Here is an 18,669-nt window from a genome sequence, read left to right as displayed (position 1 = left end):
TATTTATGCTCACCGCCTGACTCGTTGTAATTCTTCAGGAGATAACAGTGATGCCCCGATCTTTTTCCCCTTAATTCATTCTGATCCATTATACTGTAATTAAGCTCTGTTGTACGTTTGGGAATATTTATGATTCGGCAAAAAAATATACACATGTTACACTACGTTAATAATATTTAAAGTCATTTACAGGTTACATATACTTCCTATATTCTGGAATAGAAACATTAAAATTTTTGCAGTATTTTCAGCTATTTTCTCGTATTTTCTTAACAAATCTATGTCACCAGGAGTGTGAAGTGATGTCAATCAAAGTACTTCTTATAGAAGATGAAAAAAACCTAGCGGACATGATCGCTTTTTTTCTTGAGGAGGAAGGATACATAACCGAGCGGGTTCACCATGCCCGTGAAGCACTTCATTTATTTCCCCAGTTTCAGCCAGATATTGTTGTAACCGATTTGATGCTGCCCGAGATTGACGGTAATGAGCTCGTGGATGCTTTTCGTCAAAACTCCACCGTTCCTGTGCTGATGATCTCGGCAAGCACGATGCTGAACGACCGGCTGCGCGCCTTACATAATGGTGCTGATGACTTCCTCTGCAAGCCCTTCAGTCTGAAGGAACTGGACGCGAGAATTAAAGCTTTGCTGCGACGCTCTATTATTACGTATCAGGAGAAACCGATTAAAGAAAATCGTACGGTTGAGGAAGCGGGACAGATTAGTGTAAATGAGTACCGAAGAACGGTATTTGTGAACGGTGTTGAAGTCGAGGTAACTCACATTGAGTTTGAAATTATGAAGGAATTATATCGCAATCCGGGCAAGGTATTCACCCGCAATGAGCTCATGGACCGAATTAAAGGTTCGGAACGTGCCTATCTGGATCGGACCATTGATGTACATATCTCCAGTCTGCGTAAAAAAATAGAGCCTGACCCCAAAAATCCACGTTATATCAAAACGGTATGGGGCACAGGCTATAAATATATCGTCTAATTCATTTAGTTCAGTTTTATAAACAACTTTGGTTAAACTGTTATACAGGCACCATGCTTTTTATCGTTCTACCTGAGGTATAGAACGGAAGGCATGGTTATTGGTGCTCCATATTCCAAAGTGTGCAGCCACCGCTCAATGCTACTCTTCAGCTGATCAGGATGTTGTTCATTCCAGAGCATCATTTTTACAGCTCCCGTACCCGTAATCTGCTGCAGGTGACGTTTGCGAATGGATGATGGAAAATCGGTAAGGACCAACACAGGCACATCGGGTACAAAAGCACGAATAGCCTTGGCTGCGGCAACAGCCTGTTCAGCATTTCGATAATCTACAATACAATAGCGGGATTTCTCCCAATCTCCTCGTCCTGTTTCTTTTACTGAATCCGATGGCGCAGCATCAATCCAATCCATAAACAATTGAATAATTTCCTCGTAGTTGATACATCGCTCTCCATCTGTTAGTACAGCAACAGGTTCCATAGGTATACCTCCATTAGCTTCTTCCCACTATTGTGTCAGGTTTCATTTAAAAATGTTTGTGTGCAAACATGAAAGAAGTGTTAACAATCTTCGTATTTCTTCACATCCTTAACATGTTTCGTTGGGTAGAATAGCTTGGAGCAGCCACGATTTCGCAGTTTGCCTGATTTCATGTAAAATAGAGCTACACCCGTGTGATTAACTTTACGCGAGAACACGTATCAAACTGGTATTATAGGAGGTTGCACCCATGAATATCATTTCCATCGAACCAACACCGAGTCCAAATACAATGATGCTGCATCTCGACGAACGTCTGGAGGACGGGATTCGCAGAACCTATACTCTGGATAACGAACGTTCAGCTCCGGCGTTTATTCGTCAGATGCTGCACATTCCTGGAGTCAAAAGTGTATTCCACACGACGGACTTCGTTGCGCTGGATCGAAAAGGTAACGCGGACTGGTCGGTTATTCTCGGAGAAGTGCAGAGCCGTCTGGGTCAGGAGGGCATCAACCTGGACTGGATTGAATCCGAGGATGCTTCAGGTGAACACTTCGGAGAAGCGCAAGTGTTTGTACAGTTTTTCCGCGGAGTACCCATGCAGATTCGTGTCAAAGCCGGAGCTAAAGAGGAACGGATCTCCCTGTCGGATCGTTTCGTCAAAGCCGTCACCGAGGTTGCCAGCGCTACGCTGATCAAGGAACGCAAACTGACCGATTATGGCGTACGTTACGGCGAACTTCCGGATATTGCACGGGAAGTCGAACAGGAACTGGAGGCAGCCTATCCTCCCGAACGATTGGAGCAAGTGATTCAGCAAGCGATTGCGCATGGTACCAATACAGAAGAGTTTGTTGAACGCCGCCGTGCCCTGGATGGAGCAGAGCTGGAAGCAGCGCTGCGCAGCGAAGACTGGAATGTCAGATATGCTGCACTGGACAGCATGGAGCCAACGGAGGAAAGACTTCCACTGGTTGCTCAAGCGCTGCGTGACAGCAAGATGCAGATTCGTCGTCTGGCTGTTGTGTATCTGGGGGATATCCGTACACCGGAAGCGATGGAGCTGCTCTATGAAGCACTTCGCGACAGCTCACCTGCTGTAAGGCGGACAGCTGGCGATACGTTATCAGACATCGGTGATCCGGCCGCCACACCAGCCATGATTGAAACGTTAACCGACAAAAGCAAGCTGGTGCGCTGGCGTGCAGCCCGTTTTCTATATGAGGTTGGAACCGAGGAAGCAGAACAGGCACTGCGTCTTGCCGCTGAAGACCCTGAGTTCGAAGTGAGCCTGCAGGCCAAGATGGCTCTGGAGCGCATCGAGTCTGGTGAACAAGCCGCCGGAACGGTATGGCAGCAGATGGCTGGACGAAACAAAAAGCAGGAGTAGCCGTACCTTTTTTGCTGATAGACAACCAACATTTGTTATTGCACTGTAAAACGAGTAGCGGTATACTTGTTGTCTGTTTGATAAACAGATTGCACGCTGCTCTAGCGTATTTCAAAAAATTTCATAAACAATAGATACACCTCATCCATAGCATGGTGAGGTAGAGGTCGCGGGTGCGATCAGTACGCTGAAGGAGGCGCAAGGAGCCGCTTATGAGATCAGCCGAAAGGTGTACCCGCCGAAGCTCAATGGACGTTCCTGTATCAGTCCGATTGAGCTGGGGCTGCAGCCGAAAGGTGCAGAACTGTCACAGCAAGCAAGCATGCAATACCTTGGGCAAAGGTATGCTTTCTTCTGTGTTGAGCTATCTTAATCGTCAAGGACATGGTGCGGACATTGAATATAAAGACCGCTGGCTGATGCCTGTGGTCTTTTTTTGGTTTATGGAGCTATGATCTGCATCAGCATTACAAATGAAGGAGTGTTTTCATGCAAGACCGCACCAACCGAACACAAACAACAACGACAAATTCAACAACCGGGCCTTCCCTGAAAAAAGGATTGCGTGCCCGTCACATGACCATGATCGCTTTGGGCGGTTCGATTGGTACCGGGCTGTTTCTGGCAAGCGGTACGGCCATCTCGACAGCAGGACCGGGCGGTGCACTGCTCGCCTATGCAGCTGTCGGAATTATGGTTTACTTCCTGATGACCAGTCTGGGTGAACTTGCAACTTTTATGCCGGACTCCGGTTCTTTTAATACGTATGCCGCCCGTTTCGTTGATCCCGCTCTCGGCTTCGCCATGGGCTGGAACTTCTGGTATAACTGGGCAGTAACTATTGCCGCCGAGCTTGCTGCTGCGACAGTGCTGATCAAATACTGGTTCCCGGACAGCTCCTCCATGTTATGGAGTCTGCTTTTCCTTGTGCTGATCTTTGCCTTGAATATTCTGTCTGTCAAAGGATATGGAGAATCCGAATACTGGTTCGCGATTATTAAAGTCGCAACCGTTATTATCTTTCTTACTGTCGGCGTATTGATGATCTTTGGCATTATGGGTGGCGAAGCAATAGGCTTCAGCAACTTTACGATCGGTGATGCCCCGTTCCATGGCGGATTCTTCGCCGTGCTCGGTGTATTTATGGCAGCGGGCTTCTCTTTCCAGGGAACGGAGCTGATTGGTGTCGCAGCTGGAGAAAGCGAGAACCCGCGCGAAAACGTACCTCGTGCCATTCGCCAGGTCTTCTGGCGTATTCTGATCTTTTATATTTTGGCGATTACGGTTATCAGTTTGATTATCCCGTATACTCACCCGAACCTGCTTAAAGGTGATCTCGAAAATATCGGTGTCAGCCCGTTTACCCTTGTGTTTGAAAAAGCAGGACTTGCGATTGCAGCTTCTGTCATGAACGCCGTTATTCTGACTTCCGTGCTTTCAGCCGGCAACTCCGGCATGTATGCTTCAAGCCGGGTGCTCTACGCCCTTGCCCGGGACGGCAAAGCCCCCCGTTTCCTTGGCAAGCTTAACAAGCGCGGCATTCCGATGAACGCCCTGCTTGTGACAACCGCTGTAGGAATGCTCGCCTTTCTGGCCTCTCTCTTCGGTGATGGTATTGTATATACGTGGCTGTTGAATGCATCCGGGATGTGCGGCTTTATTACATGGCTGGGTATTGCAATCAGTCATTACCGCTTCCGGCGCGCCTACGTTGCCCAAGGCCACGACCTGAGTGAGCTGCCTTACCGTGCACGGTGGTTTCCGTTTGGACCGATCTTTGCTTTTGCCCTGTGCATCATCGTCATCCTGGGGCAGAACTATCAAGCCTTTACAGGTGACCAGATCGACTGGAGCGGAGTGCTTGTCGCATATCTGAGCTTGCCGCTGTTTCTGATCCTCTGGCTCGGCTACAAATGGATCAAAAAGACCAAAGTTGTGCCGCTGCAGGAGTGTGACTTCTCCCCTGCTGAATCATCAGATATCAAGGCGTAAAACTGGAGCTTTATTCTTATCCCCTGTTCTACAGAGTGCTCTGTATGGAACAGGGGATTTTTCTGTCCATATTTTGTATAGGTTGATCCGTACAATAGATAAAGGAAACATCTATTATACTTTCGACCCAAAGGAGAGATGCACGTTGAAGAAGTGGTCTGTCCTGCTTGTGCTGTTAGGTCTATTGGTGATCAGCTTTCCAACGCTGCAAGCCATGTATTATGACTGGCAGCAAAATCGCGTGCTGGATGAGCTGGAACAACTGCAAACAGGCCTGTCCCAGCTAAATCACACCTTCGAACGTGGCATAGAGAACGATCATTCAGACCAGAAGAGAACTGCAACAGTAAAGCCGTCTACCACACCCGGGACACTCGGGATGATCTCTATTCCTGTCATTGATGTGCGTCTGCCCGTTCTGGAAGGGGCAACTCAGGAAAATATGAAGTTTGCTGCGGCTCATCTGGTGGAGACAGCTGCCATTGGACAATCGGGTAATGCTGCCATTGCGGCTCATCGCGCGCATCGAAAGGGGCGCTTGTTTAATCGGCTGGGCGAGCTGCAGATTGGCGACTCGGTTGAGATTACACTTGCCGATCAAACAGCGATCCACTACAAGATTGACCGAATTTCTGTCGTGGAACCTTCGGATGTATCTGTGCTGGAAGATCCTGGGCTTGGACAGGTTCTAACCTTGATTACCTGTGATCCGCTGATTGATGCAACACACCGACTAATAATACGGGCTGTAAAGGTGAATTCTTAAACGGTGCGCACATCAAAACACCCTCCCGCCTGCCTGCGAAGCTCAACTCTTCGCGGCAAAGGCGGGAGGGTGTTTGGTTATCGTTATAAATACAAATTCAGATCAAGAGTGCCAGCATCTGGCTTTAACGTTGGAATTGCTCTCTCCGTCGGAAATACAAGTAACTGGCACTTCCAATGGCGATCAACATCAATCCCGAGACTGTGTAAGCCATAGAGCTTTCTTCACCTGTCTTGGGCAGCATGCCTTGGGCTGATGTAAGGCCGCTGTTCCCCGATGAACCCTCACTCTCGGACTCTTCTCCGGCAGAAGGTGTAAGTATACCCTCTTCCCCCGTATCTTCTCCTTCTGTCACCTGAGGCCCGGTCATCTCTCCATCCACAGCTTCAGGCGCTGAAGGTGAAGGTGATTCTTCCGAATGATTCCCCGGCTTGTCTGTACCCCTGTTCTCTTCTGAAGGTACTGAAGGGGTTGTTACAATCGTACCTGGCACAGATATTCCTGGTGTTTCTTGTACCGGTGCGCCTGGTTTATCAGGATCTGGATTGTTTGGTGTAGTCGGTTCTGGTGTACCGCCTGTACTCGGCGTCCCGGGATTATACGGTTCACTTGGTCCACCTGATACAGGAATAGCCTGATTTGTTTTCTCTACAACAACAGCTTCGGTTTGTTGATTCGTAATCTCAAAAGTCATCGGCGTCTGCTCCAATTGGTATCCAGACGGTGCCTTGACTTCAACCAATTGATACGTATTCGGTTCAAGCTGCTGCAAATGGAGTTCACCGTGAAGATCAGTGGTCAATGCTGCCGGATCAATACCGGTTACCACATGAAACAGCCATTCTCCATCCGGCCCCATCACTGCAGATTGAGCACGTAATTCAAAGATTGCACCTTGCAGATGCTGCGTTCGGCTTGCGTTGTATTTCACCAGTTTTACTGAACGATCATTTTCTTTATTTTCAATCGTTATCTGTGTGTCTGGCTGAGTGATAGATACCTCAGTCTCCGGGGTTTCAATCACGAACCCTTCAGCTTTCGTTTCCACCAATGTATACACACCGTAAGTGAGATTGCTGAATTCAATGATTCCCTGTTGATTCGTAACCCCGGTATCGACCACGTTATTGGCAGAGTCACGCAGTTCGAATTCAACCCCGCTTAATGGAGACTGATCCTTGGCATTCACTTTTGTCAGGGTCAGTTTACCTCCTGTGCCGATCTGGTTCGTTTTCGTAAGTGTCACAATCTGTGTCTGGTTTGCTGTAATGGTAAATGGAATAGGTGTACTATCCACCGTGTAGAATTCTGGCGCCTGAATTTCAATCAATTCATACATGCCTGCTTCCAGATCTCCCTTGGCAATTCTGCCGCCCACTCCTGTCGTAAGCTCATCCAGCTTCTCACGCGTGGAACCCTGAATGTGGTACAGCTCAAAAACGGCTCCCTCCAGCACCTTGGTAGAATCGACCGCATCCATCTTGGTCAGCTCAAAGCCTTGGCGGATTTGCTCGTTGATGATCTCGAAGGCTGCTTCTGCATCCTTGAATAATATGGTATGACCTGCGGCCGAAGCAAAATTCGGGTCTGGCAGGTATCCTGCAGGCGCTGCAACCTCCTGAAGTCGATATGGAATTCCATTCGTCTGATGCAGACGATAATTCCGACTGCTTTCAGTCATTCCGTTCTCATCTGTTGGTTCCAGCGTTTCCAGAAGGAGCGTGCCGGATGCATTGTAGATGGCAAAAATAACTCCTTCCAGCGGCTGTCCGGTGTCATCTATCTTATGCACCTTGACTTTGCCCAGACCCGTGGATGCCCCTCCACCAGCACCAGCCAAGGATACCCGAATCCCCGACTGATTACCTTCTCCTACAACAGAGAAAGAATGGTCTGCAAACTCAACCTTGTTCTCAATTCTGTCGCCGTCATCTGCGTTAATGTAAGACTGGTACTCCAGGAGATATGCTGTGTTTATGTCGTTTTTAAATGTAAAGGTAAAGGTATTACCATTCACCAACAGATCATATTCCGAAGGATCAACCAGCCCTGCCTTCACCGAAACATTACCTGAATTGTTTGCAGGCAATTGCACCTCATACAGCTTCAATGAATCGGCAAGCAAAATCTGATTGCTGGATAACGTGTCAGTTAATTGGGAACCTGCGGCAACGAAGGACTGACTCGGATTAACATTCACAACCCATGAAGCCAGATCCGATGTCCCTTCCTGGCGGCCTGTTTTGCTCACATATACTCCGCCATGGGCAGGTGTAACGGCTGCTGTTTTATCAAAACGTACAGGTCCGCCTTTACCATCTGTCAGCACAGCATGATTGCTGTACGAGCCCTCTATTGCAAATTCTCCATCCAGACTCGTCTGATACACTACGCGGTAAGCTTTTTTGCCGATGTCACCCAGGTTGAGTGTGAAACCTTTGCCATCCGGGTCAAGCTGGAATTGTGCCGATGATATCGTGATTTCATCCCCAACCGAAGTAACGTTGTTGGCACCCTTCAATTCAAGCTCATACACCTTCAATGAACCATCCACAAAGGACTGATTTCCAGTGTAAGCATCCTTGAGAATGGCTTCCTGAATATCAAACAGATTGTAGTTCACGTCGATTGTCCAGGTCATTGCTTTATCTCTGGCGCTATAATCCCCCCGCTTGTTACCATTTTCAATGGTATAGCTTTGCGGTCGGACAACGGCAGACTTGGTGATGGCGGCCTGCGCAACATCTGCTTCCTTCCAGTTCAACGTAGCGGTGTTGCGATATTCATTGTTTGTTGGCATTCCTGCCGTTGGATCAAAACTCGTTTTATAAGTGATCACATGCTGCTTATTGATGATACCGTCCGGCTTGAGATGAATCCTGAATCCTTTTTCAAAATTTACATCCGCCGGGTCAGCCACAGCAGGTGTTACCTCGAACTGGTCCTTCTGATCACCAATGATCTGCAGACTACCCGGAACAAGCTTCATATGTCTGCCTGAGTAATCATCTGTGATGACAATGTCCGTCATCTCTTTCTGATCCCGGTTCAGCACAATCTGCCACTCGATCTCCTTGGCATTGAAATCTTCACTTTTTACACTCTTCGCCAAAATGACTTCTTCAATATTTTTACGACCCTCTTTGGTCGTGCCATCCTGTGTATTCACTGTATTAACGATCGTCTCATTCTCGTACACCCGCTGTATGGCTTGAGTTTTGTATTCAATCTCATAGGCTTTGTTAATATCACTGTTGAATTGAAGCTTGAACCCCTCTTCAAAGCCTGTGCCGACACCATTCACTGTGTATTCTGAGGGAACAACCAGCGTTTTTGCTCCAGGGCGACCATCCGATTGAATCTCGACTTCATACACATTCAGTGAATCCGTGACGAGCCTTTGCTTCGCCGTATCAAAACGGTCTTCAAGCCACGCATTGGCCTGTGTAATCGTTTGCTGATTATAGTTGTACTGCACCTTCCATGTAATCGTCTGCGTAACCGGGTCGTATGCACTTTCCTGACCCGACTTGTTCAGCGGCTCATTGAAGCTAACGGTCACACGGCCAACATCGGATTCATTATACTCACTCTGATCCGCTGTAAGAGTCACTTCATTGGAATAGACTACCCCTGTGTAAGGAGCACCCGTGGGTGCCTGAACGCTCGTTGTATAGGTGATGCGATAGGCTTTGCTGATGTCTCCCAAGTTGACAGGAAACTGTGCTGCTCTGTCAACGACCGGGCCTTCCTTCACAGAACCGTTCAACTGAACCTGCAGCTCGCGGATTTCGATATCCCCCTGAAGCGATAGCCCTGACGGCAGGGTATCTTCCAGAACGACATTGGTCATACTCTTCTCGCCCTGGTTGAAATCTACAGTCCAATCGATCTGGTTCGAGTTAAAACTATTATTGTTGGCTGTCCCTGACTTCTGAATTCCATCCTTTGCGGTATTTGCAAAATTTACATCAATAGTGCCTTGGCCTGCACCGCTAAAGTCAATCTTCTGTTTCAGCCCGTCTTCCATTTTACTCTCGTCAAAATGAAGCCAGACATAGAAGTTTCCTTCCAGCTTGGCATGTTCAACCATCTCATTAAAGGTAAAAACAATTGTACCGTCCGGGTTCACAACATATTCGCCGGCACCCCCGTCCAGACCGCCCTTCAACTGTGAGCCTATAATAAATTTGTCAGGCAGACGGAATGTAAAGGTCGATCCATCTCCATAAGCGTGGGCATCATCCCCAAATCCCCATGTAAAAACAACGGCAACCTCATCCGATATCCGTGGACGAATATCTTCTATCTTGTCTCCCCTGACTTCAATCTGACCGTTGCTGCCTTCCTCCGGTTTCTGGTTGTACATCTGCACACTGGTGATCAGATTCTCCTGAATTTCTGAAGCCGCAGCAGCGGCAGCCAGTGGGGCTACATCTGCAGGTTCAGCTTCCTCCGGAGCTGCAGTGTGTTCCGTATCCTCGATCGCCGGCGATGTCTCTTCATCCGCAGCAGCATCCTGATCTCCCTGATCTCCCTGATCTTCAGGGAGCGTACTCTCTTCCTGTGCAGATGGTGAAGATGGATCATTCATTGTACCGACTGACATATGATTCGTGTCATCCTGAGCATACACCGTTGATGTTAACACTATCCCTTGCAGCAATTGCGTCACCAGCAATAGTGCAATCAACATCATGCTCACTCGTTTCTTCATGTTCCACATATCCTCCTCGCTCATATGGTTAGCAAACGCCGAGGAATAGAATAACAGGGCGACCTATACAAATCATAGACAGCGAACAATCGAGCAAAATGAACAGCAAAAAAGAGCACCCCTCCTTCGGGGTACCCTTGTTATCGTAGTGCATTTATTAATATTACAGTGTAGATGAGACGCTTAATTGATGACATAACCTGGCTGTATGCTCTCTATTATAAGGTCCAGGTAATTTTGACACGCAGGTCTGTAGTGCCGTCCATTTTAGAGACAAAATAAGATATTGATTTCATGCCCAATTGATACAAATCCTGCAAATCTTTGATCAGACTGCTCTCGGTTCCTTTATACCTGAACGTCAGCGACGCACCGCCCTCTTTCAGTACAGCCTGAACTTTGCTTTGCAGCACCTTCCGTTCCTTCACAGCATCCTGCTCGTCATATAAAGAATACTCCAGTGCATGATAGAGCTTCTCATATACCTCCTGCTTGCTTCCTCCAGCCTTCACCAGTTGAAGCAGTGCATCACGGTATGGCGCAGATGCCGCAGGATACTTGTTTTTGCCTGTCCAGACGTGGTCACGCGCCAGTTCCTTGTCACTTAACAAATAATAATTGTGGCTCACCACGCCTTTGCGGTCAGGGGTTGGATCATCCCAGGTTGTATCCATGTGATACCATTTGCCGTCCAGCTTTACCAGGTTCCAGGCGTGGAGCTGCCCGCCTGCTGTTCCTTCGACAATGCGATTTTCGATCCCGACACGCTCCAGCATGCGATAAGCAAGCAGGGAATATCCCTGACATACGGTACTGCCTGTGGCAAGTCCGTCATATGCTGTATATTTTTTCAAAGAAGTATCATAAGAGAGATTCAGCACAATCCAGTCATGAATAACCTTCACTTTCTCATGGCTGGTCATGCCGGGTTTGATTATTTCTTTGAGTACATTAGCGACTTTACGATTCACATAATCGGTCTGTGCTTTCGTCTCACGATAAGTGAGCGTCACATGGACCTCGGCTGAAGTATTCGAGCCTTTATAGTTAAACGCATAGCTTTTCACCGTATATTGAATATAGGGGTCGCTCTTCATCGCTTCGTCGATGGAGGTTTGCAGCTGTTTCTTCAGGCCCTTTACATTGCCCTTGTAGGTAAACACCAGTTCCTCTGTGCGCTGTGACATCGCATTTAACAACGTCTGACGCAAATCCGTCGCTGTGGACAGTTCCGAATTACCTGAGGCGGCATATAATTGATCCAAATCAACTGTATGCGGCAGCCAGGCCGCAATGAGACAACCTGCAAGTAATAAGGTAATCACTCGTCTACCCTTTTTGCCCATGAAAGGAACCCACCCCTCTTCACTAGATGATCATGACTTATTGTATCATAAAACCTCTTGTTTTCCCTGTTCTGTATTTCTTATTTTTACATGGTCAAAAGAAACAGGACCCTCCCGCGGAAGGTCCCTCGATCTTTGGTTATGCACCCATCACATTTCCCGCTTCTTTCATCCTATGTCCTGTCATCGTAAAATATGAGCAGTGACTGCAAGATGGCAGAAGGATTGCAGTGCATAGAATGTCTGTCTGATATTAATAGAGACGACTACCACTCATGAAGTGGTCTGTTTTGCCCTGAAGCTTGGCAAGCCGTTCAAGAACTTGAGCCGCTTCAGCTACCGTTACTTTACGTGCAGGCATGAATCTGCCCTCAATGGAAGGCAGCAAGCCAAGCTTGAGACTTAGCGATACCGCTCCCTTATTGCTGATTGCACCGGCATCTGCAATGTTAGGCAGATCGGATGGCAGTGCATAGAATCCAGCCAGCTTCTCGTAACGCAGAATGCGTACAAGCAGTACCGCCAGTTCTTCGCGATTCATCTCTTCTTCTGGCTTCAGTTTTTTCTCGGCATCTGCTCCGCCAAGCCAGCGCTGATCCATCAGCATTTTTACCGACTTGTAATATGGGCTGTCTATCGTTACGTCAGCAAAAAGCTTGTCATTGCTGTCGCTGTTATAATACATATCCATGTCCGGATTGATTGCCCGCGCCAAATAATTGAACCAATCCCCGCGGGTGATCACCCGATCCGGGAATACACGTCCTTGCTCATCTGGCAGCAGGACTCTGTGCTTGACCATGCTTTGCAAAGCTGATTCAGCAACATGACCCGTAATGTCTGTCGGCTCTGCTTGAGGTGTTGAACCTGCTCCGCCATACATGAAGAACCAATCCCCTGTATTGGCATCCAGCATCTCGTTCAGATTATAGATTGATTTCGTATCGCTGGCAGGCACATAAGCCAGGTTAATACCAAAAGGTACAGGTTCGCTACGGCCCAGGCTGTACCCGCCATATTGGGCGTAATTCAGCATTAATTTGTACTTTTGCAAATAAAGCTGCTTGGCCTGCTCCTGGCTAATCTCCGGTTTGGTACTTGCCGGGAGTTGTTCAGATGTTGCCGCGATGTGTGTATATAACTCGGTAATCGCTCCGTCGTTCATGACCTGCACTTGTACCGTGTCATCCTGAACCTGAATGCCATTCAAATAACGCTGGAACAGGAACGTACGGGCATTGTCCGTTTCAATAACTCTGTTCAGCTGGAATTGCTCCTTGGCATTCGGGACAACGGAGATCATCGTATTCATTGCCAGCTTCTCCGCCTGCTGTGCAGTGAGTTCCTTATGCTGCTTCTCCTGATCCGGCTTCTCCTGACCCATCTCTGGTCCGACCCGCTGCATCAAGGTATAGCTGTAAATCTGACCAGTCACTGCATCAACCTGAGCCGAAATATCACGCATGAACATATACGAGATGTTCGCATTGCGATTGCTCCAGCTCAGACTCCATACCTGATTGCTCGTGCTGCCATAATATCCTTTACTTAACTGGCTGTGATCCAGCTTGTAATCCTTCGGTATTTCAAAGTGGGCTGCAACCCGTTCTGCCGCCTGCTGTACATTCAAACGTGAACCACTTGCTGCTGTAAAAGCCGATGCCGTGCCCGTCACTTTTTTATTTTGCGCTTCATTGCTCTTCTTCTCAGCTTTACCCGTCAATGAGTCAATTCGCTCTAATGTATTGGCATTGATCGGTCCCATGCTGCTGCCCTTTGGCAAATAACCGAGAACATAGGGCTGACCTGGCTTGGAAGAAAAACGGTTCTTGGAGATGTACGCCAGCTCCACTTCGAACTCCTTCTCAAAAACCTCTCTTGCCTTCTGCTCCGATGCCTTAGGCTGGGAGGAAGGATACTTCGCCGAGGTGGTTGTGCGGGAATAAGCTGTAACCTGGCCCCTCTCATCCACACTTATGTAGACCTTCTCTGCCTCCGATACGATGCCGTCATGTTTGAGCTGATAGCCAAACTGATATTGCTTGTGTCCAAACAGTGCTTCCTGTTCCATCGGTGAATAAAGTTCACTCAGATTCACATACTCATCTGCCTCAAGTCCGGGAATGGCCTTGTACAACAACTCCAAAGCTGTTTTCTCAGCCTCCTCCTTCGTCAGTCGAACATCGGAAGCCTCCAGCTGATTCTCTAACCATTCATATGGCAGATGCACACTCAGCACTTCCCCTGTACCTGCATGTACACTCGCACTGAAGCCCATGGAGTGGTTGCCTTGTGTAATCTGGAATCCGATATCCCAAGCCTTGTAATCTGGAGGCGGATACGAATTTGGCGAATCAAATTTTGCGGACGAGATCGTCGCTTTTTTTAACATTGGAAACAGCTTCAATATATTGTCAGCGGCTTGCCTGGATGAAATCTTTGCACCCTCCGGCACGTCATTGCTTGTTGCATCCTGTTGATCATTTTCCCCCGTTACGGCTTCATTCACTGAGCCAGCTCCAGCCTGAGCAGCGGATGCGCTGCCTGTCAAACCCGGCGCCTGTGTCGTAAACAGCAGTGTCGCCATCGCAGTGGCTGCGGCTTTGGCAGTGAACGTTTTAAGCCTTCCATTCATGTTCCAATCCCAACTCAAAATGGTTACCTCTCCCTTCGATTTCATGCGGAATGCATGATGAATACTTTTGCATGAATTTTGCCATTCAACTCTATGATACCATAAGCTTCCTTTTTAATCGCTGTTTTCCGGGTAATTTACAATTGTGAATTTTTGTTATAGTTTATTGCCACAACAAAAAAAACGCCAATCAAGTTGGCGTTTTCTCATTATTCCTCATCCGCTGCTGCATCAGGATACATCTGTTTTGCCGTCCTGCACCACTGTTGTGTGATCTTGCACAGTCTGGTTCGCCAAGGAACGAACATGCAACTTGAGGAACGGAATAACCGTGTCCCAGAAAGCCGGGTCTTCCTCAGAACAGCTGTGACCCTCACTGCTGACCCAAAGATGCTCTACCGGCGGATCGGCCTTGGACATAAAATATTCCAGTTCACTCGGCGGGATGAAATTATCTCCTTTGGAATGTACCATGAGCAGCGGCAGCTGCATACCTTTTCGTCGTTCGTTAAGCAGCATCACCGGATCATTCTGCTGATAGGTCTTCAAGGACTCGCCCAGACGCCAAAACCAGATTCGTGGAATGACCTGTGCCAGCGGGAACAAGGGCAGACGCCGCCGTCTCAGCTCCGAACTAACGATAACCTGAAACTGTGATGGCATTGAATCGGTAATTACAGCCGATACCGGAATGCCTTCTGTCAGTGCCAGAATTGTTCCCAGTCCGCCCAGCGAATGTCCTAACACACCGATAGCTTCAGGGTTAATCTCGGTTCTGCCAGATACGTAAGTCAGTGCAGCCAGCAGATCATCCCGAAACAGATAGGCAGATGCTGCACGAACCGGGTCACTGGCACCATGACTGCGTACATCATACATGAGCAGCGCATATCCGGCTTCCCAGATCGGACGTGCGTATCGCAGCACACGGGAACGGTTAGAGCCCCATCCATGTGCAATAATGACAAGCGGCCATGGCTCGGGAACATCGGATTTTGCCGGAATGAACCAGCCCTGCACCTGTCCTCCGCCACTTTCAAACGTAATATCCTCGAAGGGCATTGGTGGCTTCATCGTGATCGGGATTTTTTTGGGGGTCTGGCTTTTGACCGCCGCCTGCCATAATCCTCCGGCGGTTACAGCAGCCACAGCCAGCATGCTGCCAATCATCGTTCTCGCTTTCACAAGGCGTCTCTCCTTCCCGGCTTCTGACATACATTCATCATACAACAACAATATGAACTACATGTTAAAAAATATCCATTTTCTGTAACAAATACGAATTGTATAAGCTTTAATTTATATACCCAATGTTTCTGTATTGCTTCACTGCCTTACTTTGTTCTGCTCTGACTCTGAGCCGATCATCTATTTGCTGCTTCTACAAATGCCTGAGCTCGAGCGGCAATCTGCGTTATATCTCCCGATACCAGGGCTTCTTTAGGTAAAAGCGCACTGCCCAAGCCTACCGCGGCTGCACCCGCTGCGTAATACGCCGCAATATTCTCCAATGTCGCTCCACCCGTGGCCAGCAGCGGAATATGATCCAGAGGTGCCTTGATCTCACGCAGATATGGAATACCCAGACTGGCCATCGGAAACAGCTTCACTGCCCGTGCTCCTGCCTCATACGCAGCAACAATCTCCGTTGGTGTCATCGCCCCTGGCCAAATGTCTATGCCGTGTTCTACAGCATATTCAATGACAGACAGATCGACATTGGGAGACACCAGAAATTGTGCGCCAGCTGCGACAGCTTCTTTCGCCATGCTTACGTTCAGCACTGTACCTGCACCGATATAAGCTTGTCCTTCATGACGTTCACGCCAATCAGCAATAATCTGATGTGCATTCGGCGTGTTCAGCGTCACTTCCATGAGGCGAATGCCTCCGTTCGTCATGCCCTGGCCAGCTGTCACCGCCTCTTCCCGGCTTATGCCGCGTACGATGGCCACAAGTCTGGATTCCAATAGGATTTCGGTCAGCTTCATCTCCACTCACTTCCCCTTGCTTCGTTTAATTCCGGCAGCCGAGGACCCGTCATCGTGTTCACCGCTTCTCCGTTAATGACTATTTTAATGCATATTCTCTCTTGGTTGAAATACATTAATTCATCTCATCCTGCAGGATCAAAGATCAAAGCAAATTGCGAATAGATACGAGCCGCTCATTTTCTTTTTTCAAACAAACAAAACCCCTTCCAGCGAAGAGGCTCAAAAATGGCAAACAGACCATGTATATTACATATTTCTGACAATCCATGCCTAGCACAATCATACCGTTCATGCTTATCCCTAAACTTACGTTGAATGGTGGCTTATGCGTTCTCCAGTGCGTTTTCCTGCTGCAAATCCTTGAAATATCGATCATTATACAGCATGCTTGGATGCGTAGGATGATAAGCGAGCGCAATATCGTTGTGCTCCTTGGCCTTCACGCGATTGCCCATCCGGTCATAGCATACACATAATTGCAGATGCGGCATCCAGGTCCAGGCTGCTTCGTTCAGCACGACCATCGGATCAGCCGGGCGGCTTGCCTGAACAGCCTGTTCATACCAGAATACCGCTTTGCGGTAATCTTCTCTGTCGGCAAAATAACCCCCCAGACGGCAGCAAACCTCCGCCCTAGGCAGATCATACAGGAAGGAGCGAAACAGCGCTCTTGCTTCCTGCTCCGGGCGTTTCAATGCCGCCTCACAATCTGCTATTTTCTGGCAAGCCGCAATTTGATCCTCGACCCAGCCTAATCCGGTAGTGAGAAATTTGTCGTAATAGGTTATGGCATCCTCATACTGAGCATGATCCTTCAGCTCGTTGCCAAAATAATATAAATCCCGCGGTGAGAACTCTTCCCCTGCCTGCTCTCGTTTGCGATAAATACGCAGATTGCGATCGGTGTATTCCTTGTCTTTTTTATGTGTTACCGCGATATCACTATGCAGCAGATGCCCCGCTACAGCCAGATATTCATGCACAGCCCCGATCCAGCGAAACTGCCGATCACGCCGCACCAGCCGATTCCGCCGCAGACTGTAAGCCACTTTGCCCTCGGCGGTAAACGAAAGGTTATAATCCATCGTCACACTATCCACCGCCGGGTCAAGGGAATGCTTCAGGTCGATCAGCTTCGCCCGATCCTCTGCTTCAAATACATCATCCGCATCTAGCCACAGTATGTATTCGCAAGATGCTTGATCAAAGGCAAAATTACGGGCTGCAGCAAAATCATCTACCCATTCAAAATCATAAATACAGTCCGTGTAGCGGGATGCGATCTGACGTGTACGGTCGGTGGAGCCTGTGTCCACAATAACAATCTCATCGGCAATGCCGTTCACCGAGTCCAGGCATCGGGCGAGGGAATTTTCTTCATTTTTCACAATCATACACAAGGTAATGGTAATCACCTCTTCACCCCGTCTGACTCTGCGGTTATAGGCCGCCACCCCCGGCAGCTCTGATAAACGATAGATGTGATATGCTGGCAGATGGGTATCCACAAACAGATTGAATCCATATGCCTGGGCGCGAATGCAGAAATGACGATCCTCCCCCCAAAAAGACACATTCGGAATGCGGTCGAAATTCACCCCCGCTTCAAGCACAGACCGTCGAATCAGCGTACAGGCACCTAACCCGCCCACCTCATAACATCCCGGGATACGCAGCTGGTTCAGAAAAGCATTTGTCTGTTCTCCCTCGTCCTCTGACGCTGCACCCGGGAAGGCTGGCCCACCCCGCCGATAGAGCGCATACTCATCCTGCAGCCATACCTGCGGCATTTCCTTGGCTTCGGGCTGCCAGCGAGTCCAGAATATGTTGGATATAATTTCTTTCCCGCTGGAAGCCAGCTGTTCCAACGTTCGCGGATGCAGCACCAGATCGGAATCAATCAGGAACACGGCATGATATTCATGCGCTCGGGCGTACTGCAAAATGTTATTTTTCAGCCGTGCGACACGCCAGATTTGCTCTGTTTTCCAGTAATGTCCTCCTTCATCCTTGGCGTAAATACCCTGATCGTCCGCGTGCTCATCATCAAATAACTCACGGGCAGGGATCACCTCCTCGGTACCCTCATGTCGATGCACAAAATCAAGCAGCATCTGGGAGGCGGCCTCTTCCTCATTATCATCCACAAATAAATAGTCCGTCTGCACCGTTACCCGTTCAAGCATCTGTAATGAATCCAGGAATTCATGCAGTACAGCAGCCGTCTGCCGTACAGGACTTGCAATCAAAATACGCTCTCGGTTATCTCGGGTGATACTCGCATCCTCTGGCTGAAACGATGGTTTTTCCTTCGGTTCCTTCTTCAATTAACTCTCTCCC

Annotated in this window: 11 protein-coding genes, 1 pseudogene and 1 riboswitch; of the genes and pseudogenes, 4 read left to right on the top strand and 8 right to left on the bottom strand. The window is 48.5% G+C overall.

The window, feature by feature from the left end:
• Positions 1-302: 302 nt before the first annotated feature.
• The gene (locus tag HNR77_RS10655; RefSeq protein WP_184183485.1) at positions 303-1,001 is read left to right on the top strand and encodes a response regulator transcription factor; all 699 of its coding nucleotides are present in this window, start codon (positions 303-305) and stop codon (positions 999-1,001) included.
• Between the two features lie 68 nt (positions 1,002-1,069).
• Here the strand turns inward: HNR77_RS10655 and HNR77_RS10650 are convergent, their stop codons facing one another.
• Complete coding sequence (locus HNR77_RS10650) at positions 1,070-1,486, bottom strand: hypothetical protein (RefSeq protein ID WP_184183482.1); 417 nt, start codon at positions 1,484-1,486, stop codon at positions 1,070-1,072.
• Between the two features lie 250 nt (positions 1,487-1,736).
• Between HNR77_RS10650 and HNR77_RS10645 the strand changes: the two genes are divergently transcribed.
• From HNR77_RS10645 to HNR77_RS10635, 3 genes are all read left to right on the top strand, one after another.
• On the top strand, positions 1,737-2,879 hold the full coding sequence (locus HNR77_RS10645; RefSeq protein ID WP_184183479.1) for a virulence factor: 1,143 nt from the start codon (positions 1,737-1,739) through the stop codon (positions 2,877-2,879).
• A 153-nt stretch (positions 2,880-3,032) separates the two neighbouring features.
• Positions 3,033-3,254, top strand: a riboswitch (Lysine riboswitch).
• Positions 3,255-3,368: 114 nt separating this feature from the next.
• Positions 3,369-4,871: an amino acid permease gene (locus HNR77_RS10640; protein ID WP_184183476.1), complete on the top strand. Its 1,503-nt coding sequence runs from the start codon at positions 3,369-3,371 to the stop codon at positions 4,869-4,871.
• Positions 4,872-5,016: 145 nt separating this feature from the next.
• Complete coding sequence (locus tag HNR77_RS10635; RefSeq protein ID WP_260410481.1) at positions 5,017-5,637, top strand: class D sortase; 621 nt, start codon at positions 5,017-5,019, stop codon at positions 5,635-5,637.
• A gap of 124 nt (positions 5,638-5,761) precedes the next feature.
• On the opposite strand, the gene HNR77_RS10630 is transcribed toward HNR77_RS10635, so the two are convergent.
• The 7 genes and pseudogenes from HNR77_RS10630 to HNR77_RS30765 form a co-directional block, all read right to left on the bottom strand.
• Entirely contained in the window at positions 5,762-10,354 is a 4,593-nt protein-coding gene (locus HNR77_RS10630) for a collagen binding domain-containing protein (protein WP_184183473.1), read from the bottom strand.
• Between the two features lie 218 nt (positions 10,355-10,572).
• Positions 10,573-11,700, bottom strand: a complete 1,128-nt coding sequence (locus HNR77_RS10625) for a transglutaminase domain-containing protein (protein ID WP_184183469.1) — start codon at positions 11,698-11,700, stop codon at positions 10,573-10,575.
• A 253-nt stretch (positions 11,701-11,953) separates the two neighbouring features.
• Positions 11,954-14,380: a YcdB/YcdC domain-containing protein gene (locus tag HNR77_RS10620; RefSeq protein WP_184183466.1), complete on the bottom strand. Its 2,427-nt coding sequence runs from the start codon at positions 14,378-14,380 to the stop codon at positions 11,954-11,956.
• A gap of 186 nt (positions 14,381-14,566) precedes the next feature.
• Positions 14,567-15,520 (bottom strand): alpha/beta hydrolase, encoded by a 954-nt coding sequence (locus HNR77_RS10615; protein WP_311768603.1) that lies wholly within the window; start codon positions 15,518-15,520, stop codon positions 14,567-14,569.
• Positions 15,521-15,699: 179 nt separating this feature from the next.
• Positions 15,700-16,326 (bottom strand): bifunctional 4-hydroxy-2-oxoglutarate aldolase/2-dehydro-3-deoxy-phosphogluconate aldolase, encoded by a 627-nt coding sequence (locus tag HNR77_RS10610; protein WP_184183463.1) that lies wholly within the window; start codon positions 16,324-16,326, stop codon positions 15,700-15,702.
• 326 nt (positions 16,327-16,652) lie between these two features.
• Complete coding sequence (locus HNR77_RS30770; RefSeq protein ID WP_397366554.1) at positions 16,653-17,744, bottom strand: glycosyltransferase; 1,092 nt, start codon at positions 17,742-17,744, stop codon at positions 16,653-16,655.
• A 402-nt stretch (positions 17,745-18,146) separates the two neighbouring features.
• Positions 18,147-18,656: pseudogene (locus HNR77_RS30765) on the bottom strand (hypothetical protein); the annotation flags it as partial.
• Positions 18,657-18,669 lie beyond the last annotated feature (13 nt).

Source organism: Paenibacillus sp. JGP012 (assembly GCF_014203995.1).
Classification (GTDB): Bacteria; Bacillota; Bacilli; order Paenibacillales; family Paenibacillaceae; genus Paenibacillus; species Paenibacillus silvae.
This window is presented reverse-complemented; position numbering and strand designations above follow the sequence as displayed.